We start from the raw sequence: 18,785 nt of genomic DNA on the forward strand, positions 1-18,785 counted from the left end.
AGATTGCTAACAAACCAAGGTTTTCATGGTGTTCAAAACGCCGTATATGGCGCATAAATCTTAACGATGATAGAGTTCTAAGCCAGAACAAGCGAGCGGCGTGTCGCGACGATGCAGACATGCCGGCCAATAACCTTAAGAAATCTGATACACCGAAGGCACGATGCCGTGCTCGGCATTTCAGAAAGGAGAGCGACGATGCCACGAACGAACAGCGGCGGGAACCGTGTCAATCGAGCCAATCCGGCTTCTGAAGCAGTGGATGCCGCCCTGCCGTGGAAGGCCAAGCTCGGTTACGCCACATTCTCGCTGTCGTATGTGATGCAGACGATGATCGTGACCTGGCAGATGTTCTATTTCACCACGTTCCTCAACGTATCGATGGCCATTACCGCGGTGCTCATCGCCACCGGCAAGATCGTGGCCTCGGTGATCGGGCCGGTGTGGGGCTACATTTCCGATCGCATGTACCACAATGCGCTCGGCCGGCGCTTCGGTCGCCGCCGATCGATTCTGATTTTCGCCATTCCGGCGAACTTTATCTTCTATCTGCTGCTGTGGATTCCGAATCTGCCGATAGCTGTCTACTTCTTTGCCAATCTGTTGTATTGGGCGTTCTTCGCCGGTATTACCACGGTGCAGTACGGCCTACCAAGTGAAATGACCGAGAACCCAAGCCAACGCGCGCAACTTGTCGGCGTCAACCAGATTGCCGGTGCCATCGGCGGCACCTTCCTCTCAGTGCTCAACGTGTACCTGTTCACCATCTGGGGCAAGGACAACTGGGAATCGTATTTCAACATGGCGTTGCTGTACGGCATCGTCGGCACTGCGGTGTTGATGCTGGGCTTCCTGTCGATTCAGGAGCGCCCATTCGATGAATCCACGAACGTATCCACCGCTGACGGGACTGCCGGCAACGATAGTGAGATGCGCATCAGTGTAGGCAAACGACTGGTTTCGGTGGTGTGGAACTTCCTTTCAGTGTTAAAAGTCAAGGAATTCCGCAACTATCTCGGCCTGTACCTTTCCGAGGAGATGTTCCGCACAGTGCGCGGCACGTTGAATACCTACTTCGTGATTTTTGTGCTGCTGCTTGATCCGCAGACCGTCTCGCTTGCCACCGGCGTCAATCTGCTGTTCGGCATCGCGTGCGTCGGCTTCTTCATCTGGATTACCGCGAAAATCGGCGGCCCGCGCGCCTACCGACTGGGCGGTATCGAAGTGATTTTCGTATTCCTGGCCATGTTTGTGCTGGCTATGACCGCCAGCCATATCCCAGTCGGCACGCGCGCCGTGCTCTACATCGGCCTTGGCTTGTTCATGAACTTCGGCATCACCGGCGTGGTGAATGCCACCCAGTACACGTATACGTTCATCCCGGATGTGGATGAGATCATCACTTCGAAACGCCGAGAAGGGCAGTATGCCGCCATTAATTCGACTATCGACGACATCTTCTCCTCTGCGGAGACGATTGTGATTGGCCTGGTGCTGGAGGCGACAGGATTCGTGGAAGGCGCGCAATCGCAGCCGCCGCAGACGGTGTTTGCGTTGGCGTGCTTGTTCTCGTTCGTGCCGATTGTGATTTGCATTGTCGGCATTGTCTTTACATACCGATTGAAGCTCAACCGCAAGAATCATGAGCTGTTGCTTGATGAGATCGATCGTCTGCGCTCTGGCGGCTCAATGGAGGCGGTAACGCCGGAGACGCGCGCGCTGGTCGAAAGCCTGACTGGCATGCCCTATGAGCAATGTTGGGGCCATAACAACGTGATCAATGTAACGCATAAAGACTGAGCGCTGAGTACTGTGCATGTGCGCATTTTCATCTAGCTCCCCTTCGCCGAGGGGAGCTTTTTTATTGTGCTGTTGACGTATTTACTGGTACGTCGCCAGCTGCGACACGCCATAATCGCAAAATAATCTCATCGATAAGATTTGTGATATGGTTTGTTTTGCAAACATCAAGCAATGAAATCGAGCTTCAAAATCTCAACGATAAGGTTCTGAAGTAGATGAGCCGGGAACGGACGGTGAAGTCCCCCGGGAAGCAGCTCCGTATCAATGGCCCTGCGCCGTGCCCCATCGCGTCGATTTCTATTGGAGAATAGGAGAAAATCCAATGTCCAACTCGGCATCGCCTGCAGTGGGCCGCAAACTGTCGTGGGTGACGAAGCTCACCTATGCCCTGCTGCCTCTGTCATTCACCATGACCACGATGGTCATGACCTGGCAGATGATCTACTACACCCAGCCGCTCGCCATCTCCATCGGTATCGTCACCACGATGCTCGCGGTTGGCAAAGCCATCGGTGGTTTCATCACCCCGATTTGGGGCTACATCTCCGACCGTATGTACTCCACCGCCTTCGGCCGCAAGGTCGGCCGTCGTAAGGGCACGCTGCTCATCGCCGCTCCGCTGAACCTCATTTTCTACGTGCTGCTGTGGGTTCCGGGTATGCCGGTGTGGTACTACCTGCTCGTCAACATCATTTACTACGGCGTGTACCCGGGCATCAACACCGTGGTCTACTCCCTGCCCTCCGAGATGACCGATGATTCCAAGGATCGTGCCCAGCTCGTGGCCGTCCAGCAGATCGGCGGCGGCGTCGGCGGTTTCGCACTGTCCATGTTCAATGCCTACCTGTTCAAGATCTGGGGCGCCGACAGCTGGGAGCCGTACTTCAAGATCGCCATGATCTACGCCGTGCTCGGTACCGTCCTGCTGGTAATTGGCGCTTTGTGCATCAAGGAGCGTCCGTACGACGAGACCACCGATATCTCCTCCGCCGATAAGGGTTCCGACGAGAAGGTCGGTTTCTTCGGCCGTCTGGTCTCCGTGTTCTGGAACTTCCTCTCGGTGCTGCGCATCAAGACCTTCCGCAACTACCTGGGCATCTACCTCTCCCAGATGACCTTCCGTACCGTCCGTGGCCAGATCAACGCCTACTTCATCATGTTCGTACTGCTGCTGACCCCGGCCGAGGTCTCCCTGTCCACTGGTTTCAGCTTCCTGTTCGGCATGGTCTGCGTGGTCATCTGGGCCACTCTGATCACCAAGCTCGGAGGCATGCGCGCCTACCGCCTCGGCTCCTGGTTCACCATCGTTCTGTTCGTCGGCATCTTTATCCTGGGTCTGACCCACGGTTCCATGCCGAAGGCCACTGTCACCTTGGTCTTCACCATTCTGATCACCCTGTTCACCCTTGGTAACTCCGGTATCGTGAACGCTCAGACCTACGTGCAGTCCTTCGTGCCGGACGTTGATGAGCTCGTTACCGGTAAGCGTCGTGAAGGCCAGTACGCCGGCATCCAGTCCACGCTCGAGGTCATCGTCAACACCGTGGTCACCATCCTTGTGGGTGTGATCCTGCAGGCCGTCGGCTTCCAGTCCGGTGCCGACGTCAAGACCCAGTCCCCGCTCGTGGTCAACGTGCTGCTCTACATGTACTGCGGCACTGTGGTTGTGCTCGCCCTCGTCGGCATTCTGCTGACCTACCGCATGCACCTGAACGAGAAGACCCACGACATCCTCGTAGGCGAGTCCGCACGCCTGCGCAACGGCGGTTCGATGGACGACGTTACCGAAGAGACCCGCAAGGTTGTCGAGGATCTCGCCGGTATGCCGTACGAGAAGTGCTGGGGCCACAACAACGTGATCAACGTCTCCAACAAGGCCTGATCCGCTCACTACACTCTTCAGCAATTCTTTCCAATAGCCAACCTCGGAACTTCTCCGAAATTGCTGAACACCCGCGCCACAGGGATGGTTTACTGCAAATACGCCTCCCTTCTCCAGCCCTGTGGCGCAATTCAATCCTTCTTACTTTTTCCTTTCCAAGCCTGTGCGCCTCCTCGATAGAGAGGGGGCACACGCATTTCGGGGGCTGTCGCTACTCTGATAGCTATCTCAACGATGAAGAGATATCAGATTAACCATCATCAGGAGCTGTGTGGCCATGGTTACGTTAAAAGATGTAGGTGAGTTAGCTGGCGTGACTGCCACCACTGCCTCGGCAGCCTTGCGCGGCAAGGATTACGTGAAGCCGGAGACTATGCAGCGCGTCAAAGATGCAGCCCGCAGACTTGGCTATAAAACGAACCTTTCCGGACGGTCTCTGCGTTCAGGCCGAAGCGACACCATCACCTTCCTCACCTCGGGCATTGAAGGTGACTACTTCTCGAATCTCGCCATGTGTGTGGCTGAGGCGGTGCATGAGCGCGGATCTCATATGTTGATTGAGCTCTCCCGCTACCTCACCGACGATAACGACCTCTCGTACAGCTTCTCGGACGGCATCATCGCTATCAATGCGCCACGTGCCGTTGATATTCTTCGCCATCACCCAGCGGTATTGCTGGAGAACTATGACACCAACCTGCAGATTGACACGGTGAATGCTCCGAGTGATGCGGGCTCCCGCGTGGCTGTTCGCCATCTGATCGAGCGTGGTTGCAAGCGCATCGGCATCGTCGGCGATAACCGCGATCCCAGTCGGGCCATTATCCCGGGCTCCCGAGATATGCGTATGCGTGCCGCGGCCGATGAAATCGCCAAAGCTGGGCTGAAATTCGACGTCAAGAAGGACTTCATCAAGTGTGCATGGTCGATTGACGGTGGTATCGAAGCCGGTCGGGCCATTGCCAAAGGGCGCACCAAATACGATGGCCTGTATTGCCTGAACGATGGCATCGCCATCGGCGTGCTCCGCGGCTTGGCCGACGGTGGCGTGCATGTGCCGGATGATGTATTGGTGATCGGTTTCGATGGTCTGAGCCAGGGCGCCTACACCGTGCCGACGCTCACCACCGTCGCTACCGATTTCAAAGGCATGGCAAACTCTGCTTTGACGCTGTTGATGCGCCGCATCGAGCATCCGGATGAGGAATTCTTCCCCCAGACGGTGAGCGTGGGCTACAAGCTCATCGAACGCGAATCCACAAGTCGGTGATGTTGGCCTGGGCTCATGCGGCTTACAGGCTGGTTCCGGAAGAATTCATGCGGATATAGGCCGCGTGCTCGCGTAAGTATTGGCGCAGATAGGGGATAGCAAAATCCACCTTTCCATAACCCATGTCTTTAATGACCTGCGCATCGATGAGCCTGGTGCGGTAGATGTTCGCGTATGCTACATCCTTGCCCATGCGTTCTGCCACGGTGGAGGTTGAAGACGGCCCATCATCCTGGGCCATCGCAAGCAGATATGTTTTGTCGATGGGGGATAGGCCATCAAGTTCCGGGCCATGCACGGCGTCGCCGAGTCTGCTGAGCGCATTGGCGATGCCCTGTTCGGTATCTTGCTCGGTTACGGTGATGGCATCCGGTTTCTTGCTGTCGATGTTTCTGCTTCGGCGATAGGCGATGCGCCAAATATGGTATCCGACCAGCTGAATCATGAACGGATACCCTTCTGTAGCCTTGGCTGCCATGTCCAATGCTTTTCCCTCAATGGCTATGCCGGAGTCCTCGAAGGTGTCTTCGAAGGCATCTCGGACATCCTGCAGAGGAATATCGCCCAGCTGCTCCGCCTGGGCTCGTCGTAAGAACGTGAGCACCTCATCATTGAGCCATTTGGAGGCAATGGAGGGCAGCCCGGCGAATACGAAGGCGATATTGCGTTCTTCGCGAATCAAATGCTGTACGGCTGTAGCGATGGCGACCATATCGGATCGGTCCGCCGCCTGAGCTTCGTCGATAGTCACCAACAGGCCGGCGTTCTTGCGCTCCAACGCATCGAGTCGTTGGCCCATTGCGGCTCGCAGCGTCAATGGCATTTGTTTTGATGACACGCTAGCTTCACCGAGGCTGATTCCTCCAAGTCCGGCGATGGAGACCGAAGGTTTAAGAGATAGATTTACTGAAGGCTTGTCTGGCGCGAGGCGGTTCAGAAGCCGCTGAGCCAGCCCTTCTGAAGCGGTTTCGTCAATGACCTCCCATTTTCGAGCTTTAGCAATGCGCCCAAATTCGGTCAAAATAACGGTTTTACCCACTCCTCGTGCGCCGGTGACACGCATGAGGCGGCCGGGCGCGCCGGGGCCGTCATCGAGCCCTTCCTCAAAGTCGTCAATGATGGCATCGCGGCCGATGAGCAGTGGAGGCATGCGGCCGGCAGTCGGTTTGAATGGATTGCTCTGTCGCATTGAAGTCATTGTGGCCTCGATTCCCCGTGCCTAAATATAAAGATTATAAAAGAATATAAAATATTATAAAAGAATATAAAAGAATATAAAAATGAGGAAAGCCCCGCTCGGTTGAGCGAGACTTCCTCATTAGAAAAAGGAACCACCGCTGAGCCGCGGTGGTGCTGTGCTGCGGGGTTTTTGCATGCGCAAAGTTACTATGCAAAAACCCCGCTACGTTTTGGCCTGGTGAAGTCCACCGGACTTCACCAACGGCGTTACGCGGCGCGAGCCGCGAACGCCGGCCAAAACGTCAGCCCGTATTCTGTAGGCCTGCGGCGACGCCGGAGACGGTGCAGAGGATGAGGTAGATGAAGCCGGCCTGTTGGCTCTGGCTGAGCTCTTCCTTATCCACCTTCTTACGCAGCGAACGCAGGGCCAGCACCTGGGTGACGGACAGCGCGTCCACGTACGGGGAGCGAATGCGGATGGCCTGGCCGAGCACGTGACGGTGCTGCAGCGGCCACTTGTCGCCAACGATGTCGAGCACCCACTTGCGGGTGAGCTCCATCTCGCCTAACACCTTCTCGTTGAGGTCCTCGCGGTCGCCCAGAGCGAGGTACATCTTGGCGATGCGCTCGTCCGTCTTGGCAAGGGACATCTCAATGTTGTCGATGAAGGTGGAGAACAGCGGCCATTCCTCGTAGGCATCGCGCAACGTCTGCAGATCGCCGAACTTCTCGCACGCGGTACCGAGACCGTACCAAGCGGCCAGGTTGATGCGAGCCTGAGCCCAGGAGAAGATCCACGGAATCGTACGCAAATCATCCAGCGACTTGGCGCCGAGGCCACGCTTAGCTGGGCGGGAACCAATCGGCAGCAGGCCAATCTCGGTCAGCGGCGTCACGGTGGAGAACCACTGAGCGAAATCGGGTGTGTGCAGCAGATCGAGGAAGCGCTCGTGAGCGGCATCATCGAGTGCGTGCGCCATGTCGGCGTACTTCTCGGTCATGTCGGTATTGCGCTTCTCCACGCTCGGAGCGGACTGCAGCAGGGTTGCCGCGGCCACGGACTCCACGTGGCGGATGGCGAGCACCGGGTTGCCGTAACGGGCGAAGATGACCTCGCCCTGCTCGGTGAGCTTGAAGCGGCACTTCACGGAACCGACCGGCTGGGCCAGCACTGCACGGTTGGCCGGGCCGCCACCACGACCAACGGCACCGCCGCGGCCATGGAACAGGGTCAGGTCGATGTTGTGCGATTCAGCCCACTTGGCGATGCGCTCCTGAGCGGAGTGCAGGGCCAGCGTTGCGGAGGTCGGGCCGGCGTCCTTCGAGGAATCGGAGTAACCGAGCATAACCTCGAGCTTGTTGCCAGTTGCCTTGAGGCGAGCCTGGACCTCGGGGATCTTGATCATTTCCTCGAGCACGTCCACCGAGTTCTGCAGATCCTCAAGCTGCTCGAACAGCGGGATCACATCGATAGTCGGCACGTCTTCCGGATGGGCGAAGGCCAGGCGGTTGAGCTCGTAGACATCCTTGATGTTCTGGGCGCTCTTGGTGAAGGAGATGATGTAGCGGCGTGCGGCCTTGGTGCCGTTGCGTTTCTGGATGGAGCCGAGGGCGCGGAAGGTGTCGAGCACCTCGTGGGTCATCGGCTGTAGTTCGCCGCGTTCGCCGTGCAGGCCGTGCTCGCGGATGTCCGCAAGAGCGCGGGAGTGCACCACGGAATGCTGACGGAACTCCATCTCCACCATGTGGAAGCCGAAGGTCTCGGCCTGCCAGATCAGGTCCTGCAGCGGGCCATAGGCGGAACGCTTGGCACCGGCATCGGCCAGGGACTGCTGCACGGTCTTCAGATCGGCGATGTAGTCCTCGCAGGTGTGGTACATCAGATCGGCGTCGCGCTCGATGGTGTAGTGCAGACGATCGGCAATCACCAGCATGACTGCGCGGTGCAGTTCCTTGGTGGAAATCAGGGCGGCCTTATCGGTCAGTCGCTCGCTCATTTCCTTCTGGTGGCTCCACAGGATGCGCAGCGCGGAGCTCGGCGGCGTGGTCTCGGCCTCCATCGTGAGGTTGCGGCCCACAGTGCGGGTGGCTTCCTCAAGGGCGGCGAGCACATGATCGGAGAACTTGCGAGCCACCTGACGGCTGACCTTAGCGGTCACGTTCGGGTTGCCATCGCGGTCGGAACCGATCCAGCTGCCGGGGTGGAAGAACGCCGGGCAAACCGGCGGCACCAAGCCAGCCTTGTCGCCCAAGACCCAGTCGTCGAAGCGACGGTACACCTTGGGGATGGTGTGGAACAGCGTGTTGTCGAAGATGTCGAGAATCGTGTCGGCTTCTTCAACAGGAGTCGGCTTCTTCAGTGCGATCGGAGAAGTGCGGAACAGTGCGTCGATCTCGTTGTAGAGACGACGGCAGTTCTCCTTCTTATCCGATCCGCCCAGCGTCTTGTGCTCTTCGAGCAGTTCGGAGATGCGGCGAATCTTGCCTTCCACTGCCTTACGGCGAGCCTCAGTGGGGTGGGCGGTGAAGACCGGGTGGAACTCGAGCTTGTCGAGCAGCTCCTTGGCCTTGGCCGGACCCATCTCATTGATGAGCTGGTGATAAGCGGAAGTCATTTCATTGACCGGGTCATAGGCCTGATCGTCGGTGACTTCGTTTTCGCGCTGGCGCAGCACGGAGACGCGGTAGTTCTCCTCGGAAAGGTTGGCCAGATGGAAGTAGGTGGCGAACGCGCGGGCCAGCAGCTGGGCGTCGTGCAGGTTCATCTTGTCGATAACCTCAACGGCGGCCTTCAGACCATCATGGCCGGGGTTCGGATCCTCAACGCCACCGAAGTGCTCAGCGCTGGCTTCGACCGCGTAGTTGCGCACGGTATCGAAGGTGGAGAGCATCTCGGGGTTGTATTCGCCCAGTACGTCGCGCAGGATTCGCAAGCACAAATCCATGTCGTACTTGAGGTTTTGGGGAAGATCATGCTCCTCCGGGCCCTTTCGGCCGGTCCCGGTGGTGACGATGGCAGCGTCAGCCGGAGTGATCTGTTCTTCGGATGTTGCCATATAACCTCCTTTGCCGAATATTAGGTTGCTCGGTCTATTGGTCGTCCGCGGCTCCTCCGCGGTTGTTGAGGCCAATCGTTGCGAGCCCACAGCCCATATTCAACGTGGTTGTTGTGTGGGCAATAGTGTATCGCTGGGTAATCGCCATTTACGTTACGAAGTCCATTTTCCGCTGGTTTTTTGGTCGATTGCGCGCGCTAGTAATGGAACACGTGAGTGAGAGCCAAGAGACCCATCATCAAGAGGACCACAAGGAGCATGGCGCCATCGCTGTGCAGCATTTCCACACCCATTCCATTCCGCTGGACATGGAAGACATCGAACGCGATTGGGATAAGCCCATTGCCGAGGCGGGCATCGCCGCTAAAGCCAGCGTGATTGTGCGCGTCGGCCTACTCGACCTGAGCGCCGGCACGGGTTCCTTCCGTGTGCGCGAGATGATGCACCGCATCGCCTATCCGCTCGGCGTGCACGTGCGCGCCGATGTGAATCTAACCGATATCGAAGCCGCCTGCACGGATGGTAAGGATCGCATCACCGAAGTCATCGATTTGCCAACTACCGGCGTCAACACCGAACGTATTTGGCTACTTGAGCATTTTGCCGATTGGTTCAGCGTGAACCTCGGTGAGGAATCGATGTATCACGTACAGCCTGAGGTTTCACAAGGCCTGATGCAGCACCTCGATACCAAAGATGCCTCCCAGGTCTCCGCCAATCTCTCCAAGCAGCTGCGCGAAGAGGAGAAGGAAGGCAAGGCCGAGACCGCCGGTCAGGATGCAGTATTGGACGCATTGGAGGCGGCCAGTGAGCATACGGATCCGGGTGATCCGCGCGCTCATCAGCTGCATGTGCATGAAACCGATTGGTCCCAGTCGGCCATGACCCAGTCTCTGGCGGCCCGTGCGGCTGATGAGCGGGCGCGTCAGGTGGCGCAGTCCGCCGAACAGTCGGAATTTGAGCGCAGCCAGGCAGGTCAGCCGGCACCGGACGCGATGGAATCGGACTTCCCGGATGCCGAGCCGGCCCGGCCCGCGCAGTCGCAGCCGCAAACCAAGGAATCCGCAGCTCCGCGCAAGCACAAGTTGGCCAATCACAAGCCTCCCAAGGAGTACGCTGAGCACTTCGACCATATCGGTGCGGTGCCCAAGCCGAAGAATGCTCCTGGCATCACCGTGCGTCAGGCACATGAGCGACTTGACATGATCGAGCACCGTAAACCGCTGTACTCGCCAGCGTTCGCGGGTCTTGCCTCGGCCATCGCCTGCGCATCCTTCGTGTTCCTGCTGGGCGGCGGCCCGTATGACATGATCGGTGCATTCGTAGGCGCCGGCCTCGGCCATTGGTTGCGTCGCCGGCTATTCAAGCATCATCTGAACCAGTTCTTCGTCACCTTCGTGTGCGTGGCGGTGGCGGCGCTGGCCTGCACCGGCACGTTACGACTCATCGGTTTGTTTGATCCGATTGCCTTGCAGCACGACACCGCATACATAGGTGCGATGCTGTTCGTCATCCCCGGATTTCCGCTGATCACCAGCGGTCTTGATATGGCGAAAATCGACTTCCCCTCAGGCATTCAGAGGCTGGCGTACTTCCTGTGCATCGTGCTGATGGCCACACTCGCAGGCTGGATGGTGGCCGCACTCGTGCATTTGAACCCCACTGGATTCGAGCCGTTGGGTCTCAATGTGTGGGCAAATGGAGTACTGCGATTCGTGTTCGCGTTCCTTGGCGTGTGGGGCTTCTCGATTATGTTCAACTCCCCGCAGCGCATGTGCCTGGTGGCCGCGGTGATTGGCGCAATCACCGATACGCTGCGCTTGGAAATCGTTGATATGGGCGTGCCCGCGGAAGCCGGCGCCTTCATCGGCGCACTGCTGGCCGGTCTGCTCGCTACCGCCTGGCGTTCCTCCGTGCGCAAGGGCTGGCTGGCGCCGCACCTTGGCTATCCGCGCATCTGCTTGACCGTGCCGTCAATCGTGATCATGGTACCCGGCCTGTATATGTATCAGGCCATGTTCCATCTGGGATCATTCGATACGCAGTCCGCGTTGGATTGGGCGTTCCGCGCGTTCATGGTGATTATCTGCCTGCCGATTGGTTTGGCTATGGCCCGCGTGATTACCGATAAATCCTGGCGCTACGACATTTAAGGTATGCGGCTTTGGTGCCCCTAGGGCCACCATTTGAGACGCTGTTATGAGATTGTCCGTACTTTCAGGAAATCTCGGCGGGAGAGAAAGTACTGATAAAAGGCGGTTAGTGTGGCAAGCGATTTCTGGATTCTGTTGGCCATGGTCATCTATTTTGCGGCCATGCTGTCCATCGGATTCGTGTACTCCAAGCGATCCAACTCATCCTCCAAGGAGTACTTCGCAGGCGGCCGTGGCGTCGGTCCGTGGCTGACCGCACTTTCCGCCGAGGCGTCGGATATGTCCGGCTGGCTGCTCATGGGCCTGCCGGGCCTCGCCTACTTCACCGGTGCCGCCGACCCGATGTGGACCGCATTGGGCCTCGCCATCGGCACGTATCTGAACTGGAAAATCGTGGCCCGTCGCCTTCGCCGTTACTCGGTGGTGGCCGGCGACGCCATCACCATTCCGGACTTCTTCGCCAAGCGATTCCACGACACCAAAGGCGTGATTTCCACCATCGCGGCGATTATCATCCTGGTGTTCTTCAGCGTGTACGTCGGCAGCTGCTTCGTGACCGTGGGCAAGTTGTTCGCCACGCTCTTCGGCTTCGACTACCACCTGATGATGATTCTGGGCGCGCTCGTGGTGTTCGTCTACACCGTGGTGGGCGGCTACCTTTCCGTGGTGATGACCGACTTCATCCAAGGCCTGCTTATGTTCTTCGCACTGGCCGTGGTGTTCATCGGCACCGTGGCGAATGCCGGTGGCATTGAGAACACGGTGACGTTCCTTGAGTCCATTCCCGGCTACCTTTCCGGCACCCAGGTTGCGGCTCCAAAACTTGATCCGGAGACCGGTCGTCAGCTGATTGAAGCCGGTCGTGCGGTGTTCGGCGCGCCCAAGGAATACGGCATTATCACCATCGTCTCGATGCTGGCGTGGGGCTTGGGCTACTTCGGTATGCCGCAGGTGCTGGTGCGCTTCCTCTCGATTCGAAGCGTTGAGGAAGTGCGCAAGTCCCGTATCATCGCCACCCTGTGGTGCGTGCTTTCACTCGCCAGTGCCGTGTGCATCGGTCTGGTGGGCCGCGCGATGATGCCGACGCATCTACTCACTTCCACCGACGCCGAAACCATCTTCATCGTGCTGGCACAGACCCTGCTGCCGAGCTTCATGTGCGGCGTGGTGGTGTCCGGTATTTTCGCCGCTTCGATGAGCTCCAGCTCCTCATACATGATCATCGGCGCTTCCGCGATGGGCGAGAACATCTTCCGCGGCCTGTTCCACAAGAAGGCTTCCGATCGCCAGGTGATGATCGTGGCCCGCCTGACGCTGGTGCTCATGTTCATTTTCGGCGTGCTGGTGGCTTACGACCAGAACTCCTCGATTTTCCAGGTGGTCTCCTATGCATGGGCCGGTCTGGGCGCATCCTTCGGCCCGCTGATGCTGTGCTCGCTATATTGGCGACGCGCCAACAAGGCCGGTGCGGTGGCCGGCATGCTCTCCGGCACGGCTGCGGTACTGATCTGGCATAACGTGATGAAGCCGCTGGGCGGTATCTTCGCCATTTATGAGCTGCTGCCGGCGTTCCTGATTTCGCTGCTGCTCATCGTGGTGGTGTCACTGCTCACCGAGAAGCCCAACGAGCAGATGCTCTATGAATTCGACCACTACATGGATGACCCACTGCCCGGCACCCTGCCTTCCGGTTCCGTACTGGTCGACGAGCCGATGGAAGCCATGGAGGCCGAAGTTCGCGGCGAAAAGTGAGGCAATGAGGCGGAGTTTTCACCATCGCAGCATCATCGTGGACTTCGATGAAGATATTGAAACGTCTGCCGTCCTTCTTTTGTGTTGTATCTCTTTTGCGAGGGGTACATCTATAACGGCGCGAATGTCTATCTGCTTTGTGAGGGGTATCTGATTCCTTGCAGCCTGTGTATGAGCGTTGTAATTGCAACGCTCATACATGCGTTTTATCGGAATGAGTACCCCTGCTAAGGCAGATAGACATTTGAAGAAGCGGAAATGTACCCCTTGCAAGGCAGAAAGCTGCATGATGAGGTGCAGTTAATGCGTGTAATGCACGCGGATGCCGGCCACGAATGTCATTGTGACATGTTCCGGCATGGCGCGCATGGCTTCTGGAGTAGTGGGGGCGTACGGGTCGGTGTCAAGCAGCACCATATCCGCTGGGTCTCCGGGTTCAAGATGGTCTCGTCCGACTGCCGTTGAAGAAGCCAGTGCCACTTCGGCCGGCAAGCACTGTTCGGGTTGGAACGGCTCTCGGTCGGAGCTCTCCGTACCGAACACAGCGGCGGAAATGGCCAGCCATGGGTCAAGTGGCGCAACGGGCGCATCGGAGCCCATGCGCAGTTTCGCTCCAGCATCGTAGAGCGCGTGGAACGGATATGGGATGCCGGCAGGATTGGCCCAGAAACGGGTGATGACGTCACGATCATCCATCGCATGCTGCGGCTGAATGCTGGCCGTGAGCCCCAGCTTGGCGAATCGTGGAATATCAACCGGTTTGAGCATTTGCGCATGTTCGATGGAACCGTGGGCATGGGTGGCTTCCGCCGCATTGAGCACAATCGTGTTCGCCTCATCGCCGATGGCATGGCAGGCGATGTCGAAATCATGCTCAGTGGCCAGCCGCATATAGTCCTCGATTTGCTGCGGCGTGTAGCTCAACACGCCATAGGTCGCCGGGTCAATACCGGAATATGGGGTGGAGCAGTAGGCGGAGCGGGTGTTGAGCGAGCCGTCCGAAATAAGCTTCATAGCACCGACGCGGCCTAACCCATTACTGCCCGGCAGTGTTTTGCCGGTGTACCAACCAGCGGCAATGGCGCCCTCCACACGCTCGGGGTATACGCCAGCGTCCACGCGCAGCTTGCTGATTCCTGCGGCAAAGCGGTTAATCCATGTATCAATGTTTTCGGCCATCTCGTAGTCGCGAATGCCCACAATGCCTTTGGATGCCGCGTCTTGTTCCGCTTCACGCAACAGTCGGTCGGTCTCCTCGGCGGCACCGGGTGCTTTGTCGAATTGCGTATAGGCATCGAACCATTCGAGCTCGCCTACAAGCCCGGTGCGCTCATCCACATGCACGCCGAGGCGACGCGCGGCTGCGGAATTCACCCAACCGCAGTGCATATCCGCGCTGGAAAGCGCCACTGGTTGCTCTCCGGTCACCGCATCGATAGCGGCAAGCGTGGGCTGTTCGTCATCGGACCAGAGCGAATGACGAAATCTCATACCCACTACAAACGTATCCGGGTCAAGTGTGCCTGCTGCGCGGCGCTCATCCAAATGCGCTTTCAGCATGCTCATGGCTTCAGATGCTGAGCGTGCGCCAATCAAATCCAAGCGCCCAAGCGTTTTAGCCCATTGCGTGAAATGCGTGTGGCAGTCCCACAGGCCAGGAATAATCCAGAGTCCATCGGCGTCAATGGTTTCGCCTGCAGCCCAATCATGATATTCGCGCTGATTGTTGTCACTGTCTAATGGCGTGACCGATTCGACAATGCCGTTTCGCAAAACGATGTCAACGCGGGTCTCAGAACCGGGGATGCTGGCATTAGCAATACGCACTGAGTTACTCATAGTCGCCATCATGCCACTGATACGGAGTCAGTGCCTTACCGTGCTCATGCGATTGAGATGCACATTGACTGGCAAGAAGGAATGTTCCCCATTTCTTTGGGCACCACAAAAGTTATCCACCGAGTTATCCACATTTATCCACCAAAAAAATGAGTCGGTCGACAGGCGAGGGTGCAAGACCTTAGACTGCGATCACTCAGTGCCACACGTCACGAAGGGGTGATTGTAATGGGCAGTTCAATCGCATTGACGGAATTGACCACAGTGAAGCATCAACGTATGAAAGCATGTTTCGAAATCCAGCAGCGCAGTAGCTGGAGGCCGCCTTATGCTCTAACGACATCATTGGAGCTGCAGGCGATTGAGCTGCCTCGCTTCCCTGCGAAAAGCAAAGTGCTGAGAGACGTGACATTTGTTGCGGTTCCTCATGCTAATGCCAAATACCGCGTTCGTGGAATGAAAGCAATGGTATGGTCATTCTCTCTAGACAAGGTGGTCGTTGAAAGGCAATTTTCCTGCACGTCGCCGGTTTGCACATGGGCTATGCTCGCGTCGTATTTGGACCTGGAGGAGCTGATTGTACTCGCTGATTCAATGATGCGCCGCGACAGGCGTTTGTGCCGAGCGAGAGTTGAAGATTTCGTAGCGTATCTCGACGCTGCGGAGTCGCGAGTTCAATCAATACGTGCCAAGGGAGTCATGGCGAAGTTGTTTAAAGGCTATGAGAATTGCAGACGTGCGCTGATTTTAGCGAGAAGCGGAACGGATTCCTCGATGGAGAGCCGTACACGATTCGTTCCCTCGCGATATGGGTTGGATTGCCCACAAGTGAATTATCCAATCTTTCTTGGGAGCAGCAGAAAGCCGCTTTACCTCGATATGGCGTATCCCGAATTCAAGATTTGCATTGAATATGAGGGGGCTCATCATGCGGGGCAATGGCTCAATGATGTTAGAAGAAGACAGGCTATCGAAGATGCAGGATGGATTTACATCCAAGTGACCAAATTGGATATCGGTGACGAACGCGCCGAAGAAGCGCTTGCACTACGAATTACCAAGCACATACAGGAGGTTACCGGCAAACAAGTGGCATTGACCCGACGCAAAACCATTCTTCAGATGTGCGATAGTCGTGGAAAGCGGCGTCGGCCTCTGTATGAAAAATTGAGATTCAAGCCGTTGATGCCGGCAACTCAATTGGGGGATGAAAGCCTGTATGGATAGACAGTCGCGCACATATGCATTGCAAAAGCGCAGGGTGAAGAAATATCTGCTTTGTGTGGGGTACTTTTGTGCTTCTGCAAATGCCTATCTGCCTTGCGAGGGGTATCGATTGCTCGAAAACTTGTGTATGAATGGCGCAATGACGGCGCTCATATATGCGATTTGGAGGAATGAGCACCCCTCACAAGGCAGATAGATATCTGCAACATTGCTCATGTACCCCTCGCAGAGCAGATAGGTGTTCCAGCGACGTGGATTGGTCCCTTATAACACAAATAGGCGTATGAAAAAGGGCTTGTGCTGCTCCCGGATGGGAACAACGCAAGCCCTGAAGAAGATTCAGCGGGTATGGCTCAGTACTTCATGCCCATGGCCTCGCGCACCTGGTCGAGGGTTTCCTCGGCGATGGCGTTGGCGCGCTTGTTGCCGTCGTGCAGAATGTCGCGGATGGAATCCATGTCCTTGGCGAGCTCGGCGCGGCGCTCGCGGTGAGGGGCCAGGAACTCGTTGACGGACTTGATCACGTACTGCTTCAGCGCGCCGGCGCCGGCATCGCCGATCTCCTCGGCGATTTCCTTCGGGTCGCGGCCGGTCACGAGTCCTGCGGTGGTCAGCAGGGCGGAAACCTGCGGACGGGCGATCGGGCCGAAGGTGATGCGACGCTCGGAATCGGTAGGGCTCTTCTTGATGAGCTTGGCGGTTTCCTCAGCGGTGGCGCCTAGCATGATGGAGTTGCCATAGGACTTACTCATCTTGCGGCCGTCCAGACCCGGGATCTCAGGCGCGTCAGACAGGATGGCGGCCGGCTCCGGGAACACCGGGTTCTTCTTGGCGTAACGCTCGTTGAAGCGGCGGGCGATGGTGCGGGTGATTTCCACGTGCGGCAGGTTGTCCTTGCCGATCGGCACCACGTTGGCCTTGCAGAAGAGGATGTCGCATGCCTGATGCACCGGGTAGGTGAGCAGCAGGCCGGTCAGTGCGTGGCCGGAAGCCTCCATCTCGGACTTCACAGTCGGGTTGCGGTGCAGCTCGGCCTCGGTGACCAGGGAAAGGAACGGCAGCAGCAGCTGGTTCTCGGCCGGCACGGCGGAGTGGGTGAACATCATCGTCTTGTTCGGGTCGATGCCGGCGGCCATGTAGTCGAGCACGAGGTTCAGCACATTGTCCTGGATGTGCTCGGTGGTGTCGCGGTCGGTGATTACCTGATAATCGGCGATGATGATGTTCGTGTTCACGCCACGCTCCTGCATGGCGACGCGCTCACGGATGGAGCCGAAGTAATGGCCCAGGTGCAGGCGTCCGGTCGGGCGGTCGCCGGTCAGCATGGTGAAGGACGAGGGGTTGGACTCAAGCTTGGCAAGCGTCTCGTCGGAACGCTTCTTCGCTGCGAGGAAGCTTGCGCTCATCTCGTTGCCTGCCGCTGTCAGTTTCTGCTCGTCGGTCATGCCGGATTCCTTTGAAATAGCCTTAAAATAAACGCTTTTATGGTAAAAGTGTGAGCCGACAACGAACATGCACATATTAGGTGGTACTCTCTTAAGTTGATGAATCGAACAGCACAGTAATTTCAGGGGGTCAGATGGGCCGCGGACGTCAGAAAGCAAAACAGCAGAAAATTGCCCGTAAGCTGAAGTATCTGACCACCGACACTGATTACGATGAGCTGGCCAAGGAACTGAGCGAGCAAGAGCCGGGAACCGGGTCCGTGGACCCGTTTGCCGACGTCGAAGATCAATATGTGGACACTGATGCGAAATCCGCTGATTCCACATCGGCTCCTGTTGCGGATGATGATCTTGACGAGTACGCCAAGTGGGCTGCCGAGGCTGCGGCCAAGGCGACCAGCGGTGAATTCCCGAAGACTTCAGCCAAGCCGGCAGCTCCGCATAAGCCAATTCCGATGCCGAAGCCTCGCCCGATTCCGAGCGCGCTCAAGCCCAAGCAGTGATTGGTGGCAAATACCATACTTCAAGGCACCTGTTTCGCGGCAGGTGCCTTTTTCATTGTGACGGACTGCTGTGGGTAGTTGACGGCTGGGTGGGGAGGTGTGCATCTCGACCGTAAGCTTGGCCGAACGGCCTTGAGTGTGTCGAGATGCATACCTCCCCACCCAGCCATGCCGTAGTGCCATATATCAGCTAGCGCGTCAGCGGCAGCAAATCACTTAAATCGTCACGTTCGCCGACCGCGCTGATGTGGCCGGCGTCCTTCTCCTGTGCCCAGCTGGTGATGCCGCAGGCGAGCCGCAGCCACACATCCGGGTCGAGTTCGATGACGTCCGGCGGCGTCAGATTATGCGGGTCCGACTCCGGCCCGTCCAAAATTTTGACCGCGCCCCACGGTGCCACGCGCACTTCCACGCCGGGCCCTGGTGCCCGCCGCTCCAGCAGGAACAGCGAGTAGCGCACGGCCATGGCCCACGTGCCGCGCGGCAATGCGGGATGAACGGCGACTGCCGCCGTTGGGTCTATATTGCCCGATGATTGCAATGGTGCCGATGCTTCGTGAGCCGCTTCGCGCCATTGCTCAAAGGCGATTCGCCCACGATCCACATCTTTTTCCAGTATGACTGCCATGCCCTCCATCATGGCACGGGAACGGCGAAATTGCCGTGCTTGGGCAGG

Annotated in this window: 12 protein-coding genes; 7 read left to right on the forward strand and 5 right to left on the reverse strand. The window is 57.6% G+C overall.

Annotated elements, in window-relative coordinates; translation table 11 throughout:
* Window positions 1-198: 198 nt before the first annotated feature.
* From CSQ86_RS00370 to CSQ86_RS00380, 3 genes are all read left to right on the forward strand, one after another.
* Window positions 199-1,800 carry an MFS transporter gene (locus CSQ86_RS00370; protein ID WP_207761534.1) on the forward strand — a complete coding sequence of 534 codons (1,602 nt, stop codon included), beginning with the start codon at window positions 199-201 and terminating at the stop codon, window positions 1,798-1,800.
* Window positions 1,801-2,125: 325 nt separating this feature from the next.
* Window positions 2,126-3,685: an MFS transporter gene (locus CSQ86_RS00375; protein WP_100493198.1), complete on the forward strand. Its 1,560-nt coding sequence runs from the start codon at window positions 2,126-2,128 to the stop codon at window positions 3,683-3,685.
* A 277-nt stretch (window positions 3,686-3,962) separates the two neighbouring features.
* Window positions 3,963-4,955: a LacI family DNA-binding transcriptional regulator gene (locus CSQ86_RS00380; RefSeq protein ID WP_100493199.1), complete on the forward strand. Its 993-nt coding sequence runs from the start codon at window positions 3,963-3,965 to the stop codon at window positions 4,953-4,955.
* A gap of 22 nt (window positions 4,956-4,977) precedes the next feature.
* Here the strand turns inward: CSQ86_RS00380 and CSQ86_RS00385 are convergent, their stop codons facing one another.
* Together CSQ86_RS00385 and CSQ86_RS00390 are read right to left on the reverse strand one after the other, a co-directional pair.
* A complete protein-coding gene (locus CSQ86_RS00385; protein WP_243387506.1) occupies window positions 4,978-6,105 on the reverse strand; it encodes an ATP-binding protein in 1,128 nt (375 codons plus the stop codon).
* Between the two features lie 331 nt (window positions 6,106-6,436).
* Complete coding sequence (locus CSQ86_RS00390; protein WP_100493201.1) at window positions 6,437-9,190, reverse strand: phosphoenolpyruvate carboxylase; 2,754 nt, start codon at window positions 9,188-9,190, stop codon at window positions 6,437-6,439.
* Between the two features lie 203 nt (window positions 9,191-9,393).
* On the opposite strand from CSQ86_RS00390, the gene CSQ86_RS00395 reads away from it, so the two are divergent.
* Entirely contained in the window at window positions 9,394-11,343 is a 1,950-nt protein-coding gene (locus CSQ86_RS00395; protein WP_100493202.1) for a threonine/serine exporter family protein, read from the forward strand.
* A 111-nt stretch (window positions 11,344-11,454) separates the two neighbouring features.
* Window positions 11,455-13,095: a sodium/proline symporter gene (locus CSQ86_RS00400; RefSeq protein ID WP_100493203.1), complete on the forward strand. Its 1,641-nt coding sequence runs from the start codon at window positions 11,455-11,457 to the stop codon at window positions 13,093-13,095.
* A gap of 300 nt (window positions 13,096-13,395) precedes the next feature.
* On the opposite strand, the gene CSQ86_RS00405 is transcribed toward CSQ86_RS00400, so the two are convergent.
* Complete coding sequence (locus tag CSQ86_RS00405; protein ID WP_100493706.1) at window positions 13,396-14,943, reverse strand: amidohydrolase; 1,548 nt, start codon at window positions 14,941-14,943, stop codon at window positions 13,396-13,398.
* A gap of 219 nt (window positions 14,944-15,162) precedes the next feature.
* On the opposite strand from CSQ86_RS00405, the gene CSQ86_RS00410 reads away from it, so the two are divergent.
* Window positions 15,163-16,161 carry a hypothetical protein gene (locus tag CSQ86_RS00410; protein WP_100493204.1) on the forward strand — a complete coding sequence of 333 codons (999 nt, stop codon included), beginning with the start codon at window positions 15,163-15,165 and terminating at the stop codon, window positions 16,159-16,161.
* Between the two features lie 353 nt (window positions 16,162-16,514).
* Here the strand turns inward: CSQ86_RS00410 and trpS are convergent, their stop codons facing one another.
* Window positions 16,515-17,606 carry a tryptophan--tRNA ligase gene (gene trpS / locus CSQ86_RS00415; RefSeq protein ID WP_100493205.1) on the reverse strand — a complete coding sequence of 364 codons (1,092 nt, stop codon included), beginning with the start codon at window positions 17,604-17,606 and terminating at the stop codon, window positions 16,515-16,517.
* Window positions 17,607-17,740: 134 nt separating this feature from the next.
* Between trpS and CSQ86_RS00420 the strand changes: the two genes are divergently transcribed.
* A complete protein-coding gene (locus CSQ86_RS00420; RefSeq protein WP_100493206.1) occupies window positions 17,741-18,109 on the forward strand; it encodes a DUF3073 domain-containing protein in 369 nt (122 codons plus the stop codon).
* Between the two features lie 190 nt (window positions 18,110-18,299).
* Here the strand turns inward: CSQ86_RS00420 and CSQ86_RS00425 are convergent, their stop codons facing one another.
* A complete protein-coding gene (locus CSQ86_RS00425) occupies window positions 18,300-18,749 on the reverse strand; it encodes a sterol carrier family protein (RefSeq protein WP_100493207.1) in 450 nt (149 codons plus the stop codon).
* Window positions 18,750-18,785: the final 36 nt, after the last annotated feature.

The sequence above is a fragment of the Bifidobacterium felsineum genome, assembly GCF_002802915.1.
GTDB lineage: Bacteria > Actinomycetota > Actinomycetes > Actinomycetales > Bifidobacteriaceae > Bifidobacterium > Bifidobacterium felsineum.

Excerpts from the sequence above, each read along its gene's own strand:
- CSQ86_RS00395 (WP_100493202.1), top strand. The coding sequence starts at position 9,394 with ATGGAACACGTGAGTGAGAGCCAAGAGACCCATCATCAAGAGGACCAC.
- CSQ86_RS00385 (WP_243387506.1), bottom strand. The coding sequence starts at position 6,105 with ATGCCTCCACTGCTCATCGGCCGCGATGCCATCATTGACGACTTTGAG.
- CSQ86_RS00425 (WP_100493207.1), bottom strand. The coding sequence starts at position 18,749 with ATGATGGAGGGCATGGCAGTCATACTGGAAAAAGATGTGGATCGTGGG.
- CSQ86_RS00370 (WP_207761534.1), top strand. The coding sequence starts at position 199 with ATGCCACGAACGAACAGCGGCGGGAACCGTGTCAATCGAGCCAATCCG.
- CSQ86_RS00420 (WP_100493206.1), top strand. The coding sequence starts at position 17,741 with ATGGGCCGCGGACGTCAGAAAGCAAAACAGCAGAAAATTGCCCGTAAG.
- CSQ86_RS00375 (WP_100493198.1), top strand. The coding sequence starts at position 2,126 with ATGTCCAACTCGGCATCGCCTGCAGTGGGCCGCAAACTGTCGTGGGTG.
- CSQ86_RS00410 (WP_100493204.1), top strand. The coding sequence starts at position 15,163 with ATGGGCAGTTCAATCGCATTGACGGAATTGACCACAGTGAAGCATCAA.
- trpS (WP_100493205.1), bottom strand. The coding sequence starts at position 17,606 with ATGACCGACGAGCAGAAACTGACAGCGGCAGGCAACGAGATGAGCGCA.
- CSQ86_RS00405 (WP_100493706.1), bottom strand. The coding sequence starts at position 14,943 with ATGGCGACTATGAGTAACTCAGTGCGTATTGCTAATGCCAGCATCCCC.
- CSQ86_RS00390 (WP_100493201.1), bottom strand. The coding sequence starts at position 9,190 with ATGGCAACATCCGAAGAACAGATCACTCCGGCTGACGCTGCCATCGTC.
- CSQ86_RS00380 (WP_100493199.1), top strand. The coding sequence starts at position 3,963 with ATGGTTACGTTAAAAGATGTAGGTGAGTTAGCTGGCGTGACTGCCACC.